This is a genomic window from Metallosphaera sp. D4-4, from assembly GCF_046245145.1.
In the GTDB taxonomy this organism is placed as follows: Archaea; Thermoproteota; Thermoprotei_A; order Sulfolobales; family Sulfolobaceae; genus Metallosphaera; species Metallosphaera sedula.
Window position 1 is genome coordinate 2158013 of sequence record NZ_CP176412.1, and the last position, 13794, is coordinate 2171806.

17 protein-coding genes, 2 tRNA genes, 1 other RNA gene and 2 pseudogenes are annotated in these 13794 nt (G+C 46.3%); 8 read left to right on the forward strand and 14 right to left on the reverse strand.

The annotated features are described in order from the left end of the window. Nucleotide 1: 1 nt before the first annotated feature. Nucleotides 2–466, forward strand: coding sequence for a nicotinamide-nucleotide adenylyltransferase (locus ACI49J_RS11875; RefSeq protein WP_011921150.1), 465 nt, complete (start codon nucleotides 2–4; stop codon nucleotides 464–466). Then, on the forward strand, nucleotides 463–1398 hold the full coding sequence (locus ACI49J_RS11880) for an acyl-CoA thioesterase (RefSeq protein WP_240255136.1): 936 nt from the start codon (nucleotides 463–465) through the stop codon (nucleotides 1396–1398). Before ACI49J_RS11875 ends, ACI49J_RS11880 begins: the two co-directional genes overlap by 4 nt. A gap of 20 nt (nucleotides 1399–1418) precedes the next feature. On the opposite strand, the gene ACI49J_RS11885 is transcribed toward ACI49J_RS11880, so the two are convergent. Together ACI49J_RS11885 and ACI49J_RS11890 are read right to left on the reverse strand one after the other, a co-directional pair. Next, nucleotides 1419–1937, reverse strand: a complete 519-nt coding sequence (locus tag ACI49J_RS11885) for a DUF99 family protein (RefSeq protein WP_011921148.1) — start codon at nucleotides 1935–1937, stop codon at nucleotides 1419–1421. Beyond that, nucleotides 1915–3105, reverse strand: coding sequence for an ORC1-type DNA replication protein (locus ACI49J_RS11890; protein ID WP_011921147.1), 1191 nt, complete (start codon nucleotides 3103–3105; stop codon nucleotides 1915–1917). Before ACI49J_RS11890 ends, ACI49J_RS11885 begins: the two co-directional genes overlap by 23 nt. A 548-nt stretch (nucleotides 3106–3653) precedes the next feature. Between ACI49J_RS11890 and ACI49J_RS11895 the strand changes: the two genes are divergently transcribed. After that, nucleotides 3654–3727 (forward strand) — tRNA-Ala (locus ACI49J_RS11895). A gap of 29 nt (nucleotides 3728–3756) precedes the next feature. On the opposite strand, the gene ACI49J_RS11900 is transcribed toward ACI49J_RS11895, so the two are convergent. Beyond that, a complete protein-coding gene (locus ACI49J_RS11900) occupies nucleotides 3757–4986 on the reverse strand; it encodes a tRNA(Ile)(2)-agmatinylcytidine synthase (RefSeq protein WP_012022220.1) in 1230 nt (409 codons plus the stop codon). Beyond that, nucleotides 4983–5231 carry an Lrp/AsnC family transcriptional regulator gene (locus tag ACI49J_RS11905; RefSeq protein WP_048060388.1) on the reverse strand — a complete coding sequence of 83 codons (249 nt, stop codon included), beginning with the start codon at nucleotides 5229–5231 and terminating at the stop codon, nucleotides 4983–4985. Before ACI49J_RS11905 ends, ACI49J_RS11900 begins: the two co-directional genes overlap by 4 nt. Here ACI49J_RS11905 and ACI49J_RS11910 point away from each other — a divergent pair. After that, nucleotides 5209–5712, forward strand: a pseudogene (locus ACI49J_RS11910) (DUF367 family protein); the annotation flags it as partial. The gene ACI49J_RS11905 and the pseudogene ACI49J_RS11910 overlap by 23 nt on opposite strands. A 67-nt stretch (nucleotides 5713–5779) precedes the next feature. Here the strand turns inward: ACI49J_RS11910 and rnpB are convergent. The 8 genes from rnpB to rpiA all read right to left on the reverse strand — a co-directional run bounded on the left by rnpB (nucleotide 5780) and on the right by rpiA (nucleotide 9021). After that, an RNA gene (gene rnpB / locus ACI49J_RS11915) (RNase P RNA component) lies at nucleotides 5780–6079 on the reverse strand. Next, nucleotides 6080–6604 carry an XRE family transcriptional regulator gene (locus tag ACI49J_RS11920; protein ID WP_240255132.1) on the reverse strand — a complete coding sequence of 175 codons (525 nt, stop codon included), beginning with the start codon at nucleotides 6602–6604 and terminating at the stop codon, nucleotides 6080–6082. Between the two features lie 40 nt (nucleotides 6605–6644). Further along, nucleotides 6645–6818, reverse strand: a complete 174-nt coding sequence (locus tag ACI49J_RS11925) for a preprotein translocase subunit Sec61beta (protein ID WP_012022216.1) — start codon at nucleotides 6816–6818, stop codon at nucleotides 6645–6647. Then, a complete protein-coding gene (locus ACI49J_RS11930) occupies nucleotides 6818–7576 on the reverse strand; it encodes a geranylgeranylglyceryl/heptaprenylglyceryl phosphate synthase (RefSeq protein ID WP_012022215.1) in 759 nt (252 codons plus the stop codon). Before ACI49J_RS11930 ends, ACI49J_RS11925 begins: the two co-directional genes overlap by 1 nt. Beyond that, a complete protein-coding gene (locus ACI49J_RS11935) occupies nucleotides 7530–7865 on the reverse strand; it encodes a transcriptional regulator (protein WP_012022214.1) in 336 nt (111 codons plus the stop codon). Before ACI49J_RS11935 ends, ACI49J_RS11930 begins: the two co-directional genes overlap by 47 nt. Next, entirely contained in the window at nucleotides 7855–8019 is a 165-nt protein-coding gene (locus tag ACI49J_RS11940; RefSeq protein ID WP_012022213.1) for a hypothetical protein, read from the reverse strand. Before ACI49J_RS11940 ends, ACI49J_RS11935 begins: the two co-directional genes overlap by 11 nt. Continuing rightward, on the reverse strand, nucleotides 8016–8381 hold the full coding sequence (locus ACI49J_RS11945; protein WP_240255130.1) for a metal-binding protein: 366 nt from the start codon (nucleotides 8379–8381) through the stop codon (nucleotides 8016–8018). The genes ACI49J_RS11940 and ACI49J_RS11945 overlap by 4 nt, the downstream gene beginning before the upstream one ends. Beyond that, nucleotides 8338–9021, reverse strand: a complete 684-nt coding sequence (gene rpiA / locus ACI49J_RS11950; protein WP_240255128.1) for a ribose 5-phosphate isomerase A — start codon at nucleotides 9019–9021, stop codon at nucleotides 8338–8340. The genes ACI49J_RS11945 and rpiA overlap by 44 nt, the downstream gene beginning before the upstream one ends. Before the next feature lie 40 nt (nucleotides 9022–9061). Between rpiA and ACI49J_RS11955 the strand changes: the two genes are divergently transcribed. Next, nucleotides 9062–9136: transfer RNA gene (locus ACI49J_RS11955), tRNA-Arg, on the forward strand. Nucleotides 9137–9167: 31 nt separating this feature from the next. On the opposite strand, the pseudogene ACI49J_RS11960 reads toward ACI49J_RS11955, so the two are convergent. Next, nucleotides 9168–9326, reverse strand: a pseudogene (locus ACI49J_RS11960) (putative integrase); the annotation flags it as partial. Between the two features lie 490 nt (nucleotides 9327–9816). Between ACI49J_RS11960 and ACI49J_RS11965 the strand changes: the two are divergent. The 3 genes from ACI49J_RS11965 (at nucleotide 9817) to ACI49J_RS11975 (ending at nucleotide 12937) form a co-directional block, all read left to right on the forward strand. Further along, the gene (locus tag ACI49J_RS11965; protein ID WP_409366478.1) at nucleotides 9817–9894 is read left to right on the forward strand and encodes a hypothetical protein; all 78 of its coding nucleotides are present in this window, start codon (nucleotides 9817–9819) and stop codon (nucleotides 9892–9894) included. A 261-nt stretch (nucleotides 9895–10155) separates the two neighbouring features. Beyond that, nucleotides 10156–10530 carry a hypothetical protein gene (locus tag ACI49J_RS11970; protein ID WP_240255126.1) on the forward strand — a complete coding sequence of 125 codons (375 nt, stop codon included), beginning with the start codon at nucleotides 10156–10158 and terminating at the stop codon, nucleotides 10528–10530. Next, nucleotides 10511–12937, forward strand: coding sequence for a hypothetical protein (locus tag ACI49J_RS11975; RefSeq protein WP_240255124.1), 2427 nt, complete (start codon nucleotides 10511–10513; stop codon nucleotides 12935–12937). The genes ACI49J_RS11970 and ACI49J_RS11975 overlap by 20 nt, the downstream gene beginning before the upstream one ends. A gap of 31 nt (nucleotides 12938–12968) precedes the next feature. Here the strand turns inward: ACI49J_RS11975 and ACI49J_RS11980 are convergent, their stop codons facing one another. After that, nucleotides 12969–13718: an integrase gene (locus ACI49J_RS11980; protein WP_240255123.1), complete on the reverse strand. Its 750-nt coding sequence runs from the start codon at nucleotides 13716–13718 to the stop codon at nucleotides 12969–12971. Nucleotides 13719–13794: the final 76 nt, after the last annotated feature.

Consider the following 13794-nt stretch of genomic DNA (forward strand, 5'->3'; position numbering starts at 1 on the left):
TGTGGTTAAGTGGGGGTTGGAGAGGTTAGATGAGCTAATAATCCTAATTGGGAGCGCCCAAGAGAGTCACACTCTCTCTAATCCCTTCACGGCTGGGGAGAGAATTGAGATGATTAGGAGAGCCATGAAAGCCGAGGGAATACCGGGAGACAGGTACTATCTCATACCAGTACCGGATATCCTCATGAACAACGTGTGGGCATATCACGTCAAGATGTATGTTCCGTCGTTTGAGGCGGTTATAGCTAGGAACCCACTGGTACTAAGACTGTTTAAGGAAGCCGGAAGCGAGATCCTCATACCCCCCTCATTCCACAGGGAGAAGTACAACTCCACCCTAATCAGGAAGAATATGATAACAGGAGAGAAGTGGGAAAGTTTAGTTCCAGGAGAGGTATCAGATTTCATAAAGAGTATTAAGGGAGATGAACGATTAAGAGAAATAGTAGGTACTGATAAGAGGTGACGTACACGTATAGAACAGAAACTTACTATAACGTATTCCCATGGCACACGAACCACTTCGGATCGCTTCACGGCGGAATCTACATGAGCTGGCTCATAGATACTGCAGGCATTCTCATGTCATCGGTGAGCCAAGGAAACTATCTCCTGGCTTCTGTGGATTACCTCTACCTCTTCAAGCCAGCTAGATTGGGAGACATTCTGAGAGTTACGGCTGAGGCCAAGGCCTCGTGGAAAAGTTCGGTGGAAATTGAGGTAACTGGTTGTATCAAGAGGGGGAATACAGAGGAGTTGGGTGCCATAGGGTTAATGAGTTACGTCGCCGTGGATGAAAACGGGAGACCCAGACCGCTCACCGTTAAGATAGAGGGCGATGAAGGAGCTGAGAAGAGAAGAATGAAAAGACTGGAAAGGAAGAAAATGGTCTCTGAGGACACGTCTGAACTCCTGCCTGGAATGACCTTCGGAAGAAGTTACATAAGGACCATATATCCAGAACACGGTTTCGGAAACGGTATACTTTACGCAGGGAAAATGTACATGATGCTAGATGAGGCGTTGGCCATAGTCGCGAAGATGTATTCTAAGGGTAACACTTTCACGGCGAGTGCAGGTTCGGCCGACTTCCTTGTTCCAGTGAAGATAGGTGACATACTTGAAATCCAGGGAGCAGTGGAATATACGGGGAATACTTCCCTGGATGTGGGAGCCAAGATATTTGCCATAAATCACTTCACCGGTAGCAGGAGGCTAGTATCTAGGACAGTGTTCTCCTTCGTCTCCATCGACGAGAATGGGAAACCTAGGCCCATACAGAAACTGGAACCCTCCTCAGAATACGAGAGAAGGATCATGGAGGAGAGGCTTAAGGAAAGGGAGGAAAGGATAAGCATGGGTAAGTCTCTTCAGAAGAGGACTTGCTACGATTCGTGACACGGGTACGATAACGCCAGCTAGGATTTTTCTCTCCACATGCCCACAGCCCTTCCTATGACGTGGGCATACCTTATGGGCTCCGGGTACTTGGAAATGACTTGATACCCCTCCACGATCCTCCTCGCGTCCGCTAGATCCAGGTCAGTATAGAGGTATAGGGGGCCCCACCTAGTCTCAATCCTGGTTAACCTCTCAAGAACGCCCATTATCTCCCTCCCTCTATCATCCTGAAAATGGGCCCTCAAGGCCTTCTCAACTTCCTCTAGGTTGGGTTTATTCCCATATACCACGATGAAGTTCCTCTCTGGAATAATGTAGTTGAAGCCACCGAAAGTTATCCCGTCATACATGGTTATAACTCCCCAGTTAATTTGAGAGAAGACGTCTCTAGCATCTCTACCATCTACCGTGATAAGGCCTATCCTCAAGTCCTTAAGTCTCATTCCGTCAAAAAGAGTAACCACGAGGGGAGCCTTACCCCTCTGACCCTTATATCTCAAGGGAAAATATCCATCATCCACTCCAGAAATCAGCAAACCTTTCGTCACTCTCCAGGAGGGCTTTCAGGACTATTCCGGAGTCGACTGCCAGAACAACTTCCTTTGTCTTACCATATCTTCCCCTGTTCACCACCCTAGCTGAGATTATCCCCATCATGTCCAGTTCGTTTATTATGTCACTTGCCCTCCTCTGGGTCACAAATTCGGATCCCATCGAGGTGGCAATGTTCCTGTAAAGGTCGTAAATTTCCCCCGTGGTAAGCCTGGTATTTTTGGTTAGACCCTTAATGATGGATAACAGGACCAGCTTAGAGTGGAAGGGTAAGGTCGCGATTACCTCATACACGCGATCCCTCTCTATCTCTACCCTGGCCTTCTCAACTTCTTCCTCGCCTACCTGGTTTTTCCTCTCCCTTTCCGTGATCTCCCCGGCAACCCTAAGCAAATCTAGGGCCCTCCTGGCATCTCCGTGATCCCTGGCAGCTATGGCTGCGCATAACTTGATGATGGACTCCGATACCACTCCCTCCCTGAAGGCCAGGACTGCCCTCTTCTTGAGGATATCCTCCAGTTGTTCAGCGTTGTATGGGGGAAACACCAACTCCTCCTCTCCAAGGCTACTCCTAACCCTGGGATCGAGCCCATCTATGAACTTTACGTCATTGGTTATTCCTACGATGGAGATCTTACTCTTATGAACGTCGTAATTCACCCTGGTTAACTTGTAGAGTATATCATCACCGTGCTTCTTGACCAGTGCATCAATCTCATCCAGCACGATAATCATAACCCTTTCTGACCTCTCCAAAACCTTGACCATCCTCCTGTACAGCTCCGCCGTGGAAAGGCCCGTGAAGGGAACCTTATCCCCTAGGATCTCAATTATATCTGCCAGGATCCGGTAGGGGGTGTCGGTCTGTCTGGCGTTTATGTACACGTACTCGAAGTTATTGAGCTTCCTTTGCAGATTACTCAGAACATACTTGGTTACTGCGGTCTTTCCAGTACCTGTGAGACCGTAAATGAAGATGTTACTGGGTCTCTCCCCCCTGTACAACTGAACGAGAATGCTTGCAAGCTTCTTTATCTCATTTTCACGGTGAGGCAACTCCTCTGGGATGTAGTCGGGGAGGAGATATTCCCTGTTCTTGAAGATGGCCGAGTTCTTAACTGAGGATAACACTTCGTCGATAATGTCACTCATATTGGTTGTACTTGATCTCTACTGATTTTAAGGATTGGGACTGGCTTTAACCGGGGAGTAAATAACCCCTCTGTTTCCACTGGAGAAAGTTTGGAAAGTAGAGACACCCCTCTGTTTCCACTGGAGAAAGTTAGTGAACTAGAGAGTGGAGAGGGCGAAAGAAACGGTTTGTATAAAAGGATGAGAGAAGAGTTGAGAAGCCAAAACCGAGTGTTTCCAGAGGAAATGAAGGGGTCTCTGTGAAGCGTGATATAATGGTTTGCAGAGGTTCAGGGAGCGTTGGTTTTGTTTCCTCTTTCTTCACTATTTCAGATATACTCATAAAATAAAAATCAGCCTTGATAAACTGCTGTTACATTGCATTATGTCGTCATTTAGGTATAAATTATTTCTAGAACTTTTTTTGAAAATGGGGACATGTATAGTTCAAGTTACAAAGTGTTCGGCGTTTGAAATCCCTACATTACATAGTTACTGCGAACATCTACTAGATAGTCTGGACTCCCTAAGCTGGTAGATTTATAAACAGACTAACAGTATCTTATACTGGGCCGGTAGCTCAGCCTGGAAGAGTGCGCGGTTGGCATCCGCGAGGTCCCGGGTTCAAATCCCGGCCGGTCCACTTCACCGTTACGCGGTTCACCTTCACGACTACTCATAAAAAATCGGCTTCGTTAGGTGTCTGTACTTCCTCGTCTGAAACACTCCTAGACTGATTCCTCTTTCCACTTCCCTCACCACCTTCTCCCCCGCAAACCTGTGCCCACACCTCCTGCATCTAAATCCCTTCCCCTTACCGGCAGACTCGGAGGAGCCTCCGCAGATGGGACATCTAGGATTGTTTACCTCCACCTTTGGCACCAAGTTCAGGATCTCCACCTTTTCCGGTTCTATCACAACCCCGTACCTAACCGACGGCTTGACAGCTCCATAGACCCTGATCCTATCTCCAGGCAATAACTCCCTTACGGCCCTGTTTAACTCCCCGGTTTCCTTGTACACCAGCATCACCAGGTCATCCCCTATCACGACGCAGTCTCCTCCCCTTTCCACCCTCACAGAATTCACGGTAACTTCTCCCACGAAACTGGAGTACGGCCTAAGTTTAGGGTTCCGAAAATGATGATCGGTTCCCTGATTGGTTACGAACACCACATACGATTCCGCTTCCTCGTTCACCTTCAATCTCTTCATTCCTTCCACCAACGCGACTGGATCGGTTCCCCTAAGACCAAACAGCACGGGATCCCTTCCGTGAGACAGGACCAGTGGTTCCATGTCCACGTAGTCCACATTCGCATACACCCTTGGAAAATATCTCTCGTCATACTCTATCAGGGAGGATAGGTCCAACTCCCTTCTCCTCCCCCAGTTTTCCTGGGCCCTGTACGTTACTAGTTCATAGGTTCCATTACCTGAAAATCCCATGGAGGCCATGGACCCTATCACCCCCCTACCTCCCGTGGTAAGGATCCCAAGCCTTTCCGAAACGTTCTTGACGTAATCCAGCGTGACCACGTCGCTGACCGCCTTCCAGTAGAGGTGTTCCAGCTCCCCCATCACCTCAACCTTTCCCACAGAAACGCCGGGAGACCTCTTGTACAGTAATCCCCTGGACACCCTCTCCACGTAGTTCATGGACTCGCTCCAGACCATCTCAAGGAGTTCCGCCTGGTCCCTCTCAGTCTCCACCACGAATGAGACTGAGGCGTTCCCCCTGGTTTTCCAGGGTATGTTGGGGTTCAGCCTAGTTAACCTAGGATATCCCACAACCCTTACGTTAGCCTTGTTAAACTCTTTCAATAAAAGCGAGGAAAAATGTGTGGTGCATCCGCCCTCTGGGGAATCGTGATCGTCAACGCCAATTACGTACATGTTCATTTCTTCTGCGTCTTGCTCTCCATGATAATCATGGTTAGCGTAGATCTTACCTTAGGAAGCTTTCTAATGTTATTACTAATAAAATTTCTTAAAGAATCCATGTCCGGCGAGTCCACCTTTGCAACAATGTCGTAAACTCCGTAGACGATGTAGGTCTCACTTACCTCGTTCATTCCCTTTAGCTTGTTATAAACTTCTTCTTCCCCTCCAGGATCTGTGTTTATGAGGACAATTGCAGTTACCAAGTTCAATCCCACTAGCTTTAATAAATATAAAGTTATAAGAACTTTACGATACTCTGTGCATATATTTATCTTAGAATTTGGAGAAGATGATCCGGCCAAATGCACAGGGAGGAAGATGGCGAGGCTTGGGTTCGCAAGGTTTGTGGACAGGCCCGTGGGAGTAGTTCTGAATCCCTTGTCGGACCGCGTACTCTCCGTGAAGGATAGAGAGATATACCTTAACAGGGGGATAACTGTTCTCGACTCCTCCTGGAACAGGTCAGACGACTCCTTTTTCCGTAAGTACTCGAAGAACGGTAGAAGGCTCCCATTACTCTTTGCAGGAAATCCCGTTAACTACTCTAAACCCATGAAGCTGTCCTCACTCGAGGCAGTGGTTGCCTCGCTCTACATCATGGATGACGTTGATGAGGCTCTTAAACTAGCCTCAATAGTGAAGTGGGGGAAAACATTCCTGGATTTGAACAGGGAGCTACTGGAGGCTTACCGAGGGAAGAGTGAGGAGGAGATAGTCCAGGTGGAAAGTTCCTTCATCAAGGACGTAGTGGGGGAGCCTCGGCAATAACCCAGCTTCTGTACTTGGGGGATTAGGCTTTGCGTATCAGGGGAGTCATTTTGCCCTATCCTCCCCTACTTGCTCAAGGGGAGATCTGCCGTTTCAACCCACGATAGGTCTCTCACACCCTCCCATCCGTCGCCAGATGGGGTAAATGATCATTTTCATCTGGCCCACCGCAGGTCTCGTTTCTGTGCAGTTGTCGGAGCACCTAACCCCGTCCCTCGCGGGACTCCCCCTGGGCGAGAGGCTGGAGTTTCCCCAGTTTCCCGTGGCCCCCTGCCGGGCTCCCCTATTTCCTTGCCAAATACGTTATTAAATCGCTTCTGGTGATAATCCCCAAGGGAATTAGGTCACCCTCTACCACCAGGGTAACTGAGTACCTGGTGAGAAGCTTCATGACCTGATTAACGGGAGTGGACGGACTTACGAGCGGTGGTAAAGGCGCCATAACGTCGACCGCCTTCAAGCTCCTAGAGGATGGAAGCGCAAGCTTCCTCATTAGAACGTAATCGTAGATCATTCCCATGAGTTTCCCGCTAGAGTTCACAACTGGTACCTGGGATATGTTATTGCTCTCCATCAGCTCAACAATGTCCTTGACCCTATCATCCATTTTAGCGGAAATAACAGGGGAATGCATTAGGTTAACTGCGACTTCAGGGACTTCAACTAGGGGAGTGAGCTCGTCCAAGATCTTCCTAACCACCGATAGTTTGGGATCAATCTTTCCCTTCTCTATCTTCGCAATGAGAGACTGAGAAACACCTACCCTCCTGGCTAACTCCGTCTGTGTTAGCCCCGCCATCTCTCTCATTTTTCTTATATCGGATAAATTAATGAACAATTTGGAAGCCCTACGGCGGTATTATCTTAGTTACTGCAACTACGACTGCGACCAACACAATGCTTGCAATTATCACGTAGATGGGATCTACCTTATACTTTTCGTGCTCCTCTTCGTAGTATCTAATCAACCCAGCCATTGACATGACAGGAACGTTTTCCTTCTTCTTTTTAGAGGAGGGCATTACTCAATCCTGTAAACTCTCTGCATAGCCTCTATTATTTTTATTGCCCTTTCTATGTCGGTCTCTATGACGTTACCTGTTACCAACGCCTTGGCTCCAGCCTTCACAAGTTCCACGGCCCTTTCAGGAGTTCTAATCCCGCCACCGACGATCAGGTTTATCTCGGAGTACTTTGACACGAACTTAACCATCTCGGGCCTCACCGTGTCCGGCGCCCCAGAACCGGCCTCTAGGTAGAGATACTCCATTCCCATGTACTCGGCAGCTAGTGCGTACGCTACCGCAAGTTCTGGATTGTCGTAGGGAACGACCCTAGCCCTACCTATATGCGCTGCGGTCCCTCCATGTCCCACAATGAGGTAACCGGTGGGTATGGGTTCGAGACCTATGGTCTTCACGATTATTGAGGCAGAGACCTGGGCACCAATCACGTAGTATAGGTCATCCGAGTTCAGGAGCGACATGAAAAGAATTGCGTCAGCCTTCTCTGAGATCAGGTTGATGTTACTTGGGAAAATGATCTTGGGAACGCTAAAGTCCTGAAGTACACTCAATATGCTGTCCAGTTTCTCCTTTGAGACTCCAAGAGTCCCTCCAATGAGAAAGGCCGAGGTTCCTGCCTTGAACAGACTTGATGCGACCTTGCTTAAACTCTGGATATCTTTCACTTTATCGGGATCAATTAACGAAAAATGAATTGGCTGACCTTCATCAATTAGTTTCTGGAGATACTTCGCTGTCTTCCCCTTGATCCTCATGATCTTCAGTCTCTTCTTCACTCCGCTCTTTTATTTCCAACTTTCCTTCAAGGTAGAGATCGAGAAACTTTCCGTAGACATTTGCCTCATCGTAAACTGGAGGTAATCCCTCTAGATCGGTGCTAAGTCCGCAACTACCGCACTTTATATGGGCAGTCCTGGGGCCACTATCTGACTTATCGAACTTGATGGTAATTGCAATCTTCCCGCACCTGGGGCATTCGAATGTTTTAGGAATCTGAGGCTTTACTCTCACTATCTTTGTCCTTTTCTTCCTTTTACCTCCCATGCGATCCACCCTTTCTCTTCCTTTCCACCTTCACCTGTTCCTTCTTTGTGGGGATTCCGGTTAATATATCCTCAAAGGTTGCATAGGTTACTCCTCCTATCACTGCTACAGTGGCAGCTATCAGCACGATTTGAATGGTTGCTAGATCGGTCATCTCGATGAAATGAGTTTTCTCAGCTTTAAGGATTTTCCGTAAGCGAAAATCTCGGTTAATATTTCCTTGAGTTCTTCTCTCTTCACCACTATTTTTCTGAAATTCTCGTTCCTAGACGCAATGTTATATGCCTGTATGTGGATACAGGAACCTTCACCCTCAAGGATACCATGAAAAAGGAAGTATTCACAGTCGCATGAGGTAGGGCCCACAATGTGGTCCCTGTGAGATCCCTTCTCCCGAGCCATGAAAACGAATAGGGGAGGCCCGCCCTCCCTCGTTCTGAGCTCTATAACCCTGCCTTCCTTAACGGCCTTTTCAGCCTCTCTGGAATACTTGGATTCTTCCTTCGCTATCTCCAATCACTATGGAATCATATAGGTTTTCACAAAATATACCCGTTTCCACCACTCCAGGAATTGTTTTGAGCTCCCTCTCCCATTTACATAGGTCCTCCACCATTACACTAATGTCAAGGATTAGGTTACCGTTATCTGTAACCACTGGGCCCATCTTACCGGAACCCTCTCTTGGAACAGGTTTAAGGCCCATCTCGTTTAGCCTCACTAAGATTAGCGAGAAGCCAGCGGGTACCACTTCCACCGGAACCTGGATCTCCCTTCTGGACACGAACTTAGATGTCTCTCCTATAAATATTCTTTCTTTTGAGAAAAATGATAGTATTTTCTCTCTTAGTAGGGCAGCCCCTCCTCCCTTAATGAGAACCTTCCTTCCCTGAGATTCAACCAGAAAGTCAAAGCTATCTACGTAAATCTCTGGAATAACCCCGGAAAAGGGAGATAGTACCAGTGCTCCTTTGCTGGAGGCTAATAGGTCCGTATCAGTTGAGCTGGTTACTAGTATCCTGCCCTGCAGAGAACCCTGAAGAGCCATCACCTCTACTAACTTCCGTACCGTTTTACCTGTTCCCAGACCAATTACCCTCTTGTTAGCTAGAATTGGCAGGATATAGTGAGCCAGGACTTCCTTGGGATCGGTCATGGAGTTTAGGTTAAATAACTTGAAAATAAAGGTTATGACGGGACCCGTAGCTCAGCCAGGATAGAGCGTAGGCCTCCGGAGCCTAAGGTCCCGGGTCCGAATCCCGGCGGGTCCGATGTGGGGGATACCCCCACGCCCCCAATCCTAAATTTCTCGTAAATTTCAACGACGTTATCTAAAGGACCGACGTAACGCTCTCTTGTCTCACCGTTTATCGTTTCCGATTTATAGACATAATACCGACCTTTCCTTTCGCGTATGATTACGTCGCCATACTTATATCTCGTCTTTTCTTTAGGGGACAACCCCTAAAATCCCCTCCTAATTTAGCGGTTGCCAATTTTGATTTATAAGCCATTGGCAACCCTTAATTTTTGCCGTGATTAACGTTAAATTGAAAGAAGACGGCAAAAAATCCTTACCGCCGAGAAAAAAATAAATCACTTTTTCACGCGTTTATAGCACAAAACGAGATTTCCGTCTTTATCGAAATTAACGTTTAGCGTAAAATCGTCACTTTCTGTAATGCCAAACGTTTCGATGAAATCATGAGGTATTCGTAAATAGTAGACTTTACTGTGCGACCCCTTTTTTGCCACTACTTTCATATTCGAAAAATTACCCAATTGGGCTAATAAATAATTGGGCGCTAGAAAGTTTATTAGGGCGCGCGCCGGATAGTGTAATGTGACGGGTAGTATGGCGGTATACGAATCTAAAAAACCCAAAGTCGAAAGGTATGTTTTTTACGCCCCTTACGACTTTATCGAAAAGGTAGATGAAGTAGGTCGTAAAATGGGAGTAACGAATAGGAGTGAGCTAATTCGCATGGCCTTAAGGGATCTAATCGAAAAGTGGGGATCGTCTTCGTGATCCACGTGCCAAAAAGTACGTGATAAAAGAGGGAGAAAAAGTGGCGAAAACTGGGCCCTTTATAAATCCTCTTTCAGGCCCCATTTTCGGGTGAGAAAATGGAAAAAGAAATCAAGGTCACACTAAGTAACGAACAATACGCGAAGATAAGAGAAATAGCGAAAAAGAATTCTCTAACGATGGCATCGTTAGTGAAAACCGCGATAGCGGAATATTTACGAAAATTTGAGGCGTAGAAAAAAGAAAATGTGGTGATAAGCCGTGGTCAGATATATAGAGTCAAAACGAGATAAAAAGGATAACGCCAATGGACGCTCTAGCGAAAACTGGACTAAACGGAAAACGGTCTATGTCTACCCGAGTAAGAAATGCGTATTCCTAGTCCTCGACGATCCCAAGGAGGGGAAGTACAGTTACGGGGTTAGGATCCAGCCGATTTACGGGGGCTACTATTCTTCGAAGGAGAAGAAGTGGTATCGGTCCTACGAATTGCGAGATTATAACGTCGTCCTTAACGTGGATAGGGAGATGGCCGATTCCATCAAGAAAGGAATACTCGTAGTTAGGGGATTCCAAGAAGAGGACATACTACTATGGCCGGAGGAGGCGAGAGAAGATGCTCAAGAGACTGAGTGATCTCCCTAACGTAAAGAGGATCACTAAGAAGTCCGGGATTCCTAGCGATACTAGAGACTCGCAAACTCCCGCGCACAGTAGAAAACCAAGTGCGCGGATTATTTCGCCTAGATACAACGAATCGAAAAATGATCATGGTAGCGACTCGAATACAAGTGAAAAGTCAAAGGGGGTACCCGGGTTTGTGGCAAAAGTGGCAAAAACAGAGCATAGCAAAGTGAAATCACTGCCACAAATGCCACAAAGTGGGGTACCCCACTCTAAAATTGATTCAGAAAAATCGCATCACGTTACTAAAAATTCGCGGGAGACCAGCGATAACGATATCATAATCGATAAAGAGAATGAGAGAATTATCGTAATAAAGAATGGTAGGAGACTAGAGATCGAGTATAGATTCAGCGGATATATCGAGGGTAAGGTTAAGGACATGAAAATACCCCTATTCCCGCAGTACGAGTTATCCGTTCCTCCGCAAAGCGTTATGGCGACCATAAGATATTACAAGAAAGAGCAAAAGAAAGGCGAAAGTCAGGGTAATGACGAATACAAGTTTGTTATAGCGAACCTAGAGGAGGTAGTCGAGAAGATATACGAGAAGAAGAAGTCTATCGATAGGCATATCACAACGAAGGACATAACGACGGCCCTCGAGATGTGGGTAAATGAACTTGAACTTCAGCCGATGTATAAGGACGTTTTAGAGGTCGTAAAGGATTGGGACGAGTGGAAGAAGATAAACAAGGATCCTATCAACTTCTTCCTCGAACTTTCCAAGAACGATACTGTGGACGACGATAACGGAATAACGAAGAAGTTGAAGATCGCGACGTTACTGAGCATAGTATCTTCGCATCTAAAGAGGAATAAGAGCGATACGGGGATCGTACGCGTTCATCTAATCCTAACAGGAAAAAGCAGCGCAGGAAAATCCACTACCATAAAATCGATCCTCAAGTATTTCTATGAACGCAGAGATAATACGGACGATCCTATCGTATTCAGGAATACAAGGCTAACGCAGAACGCTCTTGGATATATTAGGAGTATAGATACATTCGATGGTAGGGTTCTCTTCGTCGAGCAGATCGATAACCTTGAGGGCGTGAAATATTTGAGGGAGGCCCTCTCCGAGGGAGTTATATCGACTACCGTTCCAGTACGCGATCCGAAGACGGAGGAGATGAAAGATCAAGAAGTGATTGTTGAGGGTGAACCAGCGTTTATCTCTACAAACGTTGTTGCAAGTATCGATACGCAGATATTGAATAGGACGGTTCAACCATATCTTCCATCGAGTGGCGATAAGAAGTTCAAAGAAAAGAAAAGGAGGAAGATATGGTTCAAGAAGGGATTAGACGATGAACAGTTTAACAGGATAAAACTTGTTACGTACGCGTGGCTAAAATCGTTACCAGACGATCCAGAACCTACCGAAGAATCCTTCGAACTTGTAAACAAAATATTCGGACGTTTCGATAACGCAGATAACGATTCTAGAGCAACGGAGATAACTAAGGCGTTCAGTAGAGCCGTAGCGTCGTTAAGGCGTCATGATAAGATAGAAAGGGAAGACGTAGAGTTCGTAATGAAACTGTTCAAGAAGGACATAATACTCATGGCCCACTACATGTCGGAACGCGACCTCGAGATATTGAAGTGGCTAAAGAACCATGGATATATCAAGGAAGATGAGAACAAAGCGGAATACATAGAGAACGCTGATCTTTCCAGAAGTCTAAAACTACTATCGAAGGAGACGATGGACATAATGAACTCGATGTATAACATGGGTCTCGTCGATAAGGATATAATAGGAAAGAAGGTATATTGGGCCCTTACGCCTTACGCATTAACGCTAATCCAAGAGATCGACCTAACAGAACTTGGATCTGACGAAGCGAATGAGGTAATCGAGACCGAGACTGGCATGGGAACCGTGGGGTTTTTTCGTGGAGATGAGCGAGGACGAGATTCGGAAGATCCCATGCCAAGGAATGACGGAGAAGGAATGCGAGGAGACGAGAGAGAAGATGGTGAAACTCTATCACGAAGGGAGGCAGAAATTATTCAATTCGTCCAATCGAGGAACCCGAGGCTAGCCGACTTAATCCGTAAATTCGGAGATACGGTAAACCTAATTATTAGTAAGGGAATGTTGGAGACATTCGTAGCGGGAGATGACGAAACATACGTGAGACTTCCCAAGACCGAGAGATCCCCAGTTAACAATATTAACGATATTTGCGCTAGCTTCGATGGGAGGGAGATAACGGAAGAGGAATATGCAAGCGAGACCCCTATCGAGGTCTTCCGCTGTTTGCGGAATGCAAAGGCGTATATGGAGAATACCGAAGACGGCAAAAGGATTTATCGCTATATATATCCAACAGAAAGGGAAAAGTAACGCGGTTTTACGGTTGCTAACGGGGGGTAGCTTAGTTATAATTAACTCCTCTCAAATACTCCGTGTATTTCTTATAGTTCTCTTTCGCTATTCCGAATAGCGAAACGTAATGCTGCGTTAATATTCTAGTTGGCTTCCTACCTTGTATGAAATCGATAACATCTAACGGTATCCCTAATTCCGCCATTTTCGATGCAACGAACTTACGAAAGTATTTTATTCTGATCGCGTTCTTTCTTCTTCTCTCAAAATCTTGTATCGCCGACTCCGTAATGCTAATCTGTCGTAATGGCGTAATGTGGAATATGTAGAAAACGCCCTTATACCCTCTTTGCCACGCCATGGAATAATAACAAATGTCACTTTCACAAATGTCACGCGAAGGATCCTTTAGCGCTTTTAGTATTTCGCTTAGTCTAGCGCCGGACTCTAACGCGATTTTGTAGACGAAATAGACGTTTTCGCTATACTCTTTCGCCAAATCGAGAGTCCGTTTTACTTCGTCGACCGTTGGTATGTTTAAATCGGCGTTAGCTTTTTTCACCTTTACGAGTTTGAGTATCTTGTAGGCGAATTCTTCACTGATCATACCGCGAGAGGCGAGAAACATAGCGAATAATCGATAAGCCTTTTGTGAGTTACGCGATTCGCGAAAAGGTCTACTTAACGCGTTTATGTATTCTTTCGCCGTCATTTCGTTAATTTTCCTTTCGTGAACTAAGTAGTCGTAAAAGGCGTTTAAGTTGCCGTCTGTCGAGTATTGGCGTAAATTGGCAACCAACGATATTTTACGACGTTGAATATCGTTTTTTAGGCCTCCGGAGCCTAAGGTCCCGGGTCCGAATCCCGGCGGGTCC

Bases quoted from the DNA above. Each gene is read 5' to 3' on its own strand.
- ACI49J_RS11890 (WP_011921147.1), bottom strand. From the start codon at position 3,105: ATGAGTGACATTATCGACGAAGTGTTATCCTCAGTTAAGAACTCGGCC.
- ACI49J_RS11900 (WP_012022220.1), bottom strand. From the start codon at position 4,986: ATGAACATGTACGTAATTGGCGTTGACGATCACGATTCCCCAGAGGGC.
- ACI49J_RS11920 (WP_240255132.1), bottom strand. From the start codon at position 6,604: ATGAGAGAGATGGCGGGGCTAACACAGACGGAGTTAGCCAGGAGGGTA.
- ACI49J_RS11925 (WP_012022216.1), bottom strand. From the start codon at position 6,818: ATGCCCTCCTCTAAAAAGAAGAAGGAAAACGTTCCTGTCATGTCAATG.
- ACI49J_RS11930 (WP_012022215.1), bottom strand. From the start codon at position 7,576: ATGAGGATCAAGGGGAAGACAGCGAAGTATCTCCAGAAACTAATTGAT.
- ACI49J_RS11935 (WP_012022214.1), bottom strand. From the start codon at position 7,865: ATGGGAGGTAAAAGGAAGAAAAGGACAAAGATAGTGAGAGTAAAGCCT.
- ACI49J_RS11940 (WP_012022213.1), bottom strand. From the start codon at position 8,019: ATGACCGATCTAGCAACCATTCAAATCGTGCTGATAGCTGCCACTGTA.
- rpiA (WP_240255128.1), bottom strand. From the start codon at position 9,021: ATGACCGATCCCAAGGAAGTCCTGGCTCACTATATCCTGCCAATTCTA.
- ACI49J_RS11965 (WP_409366478.1), top strand. From the start codon at position 9,817: ATGGGAGTAACGAATAGGAGTGAGCTAATTCGCATGGCCTTAAGGGAT.
- ACI49J_RS11975 (WP_240255124.1), top strand. From the start codon at position 10,511: ATGCTCAAGAGACTGAGTGATCTCCCTAACGTAAAGAGGATCACTAAG.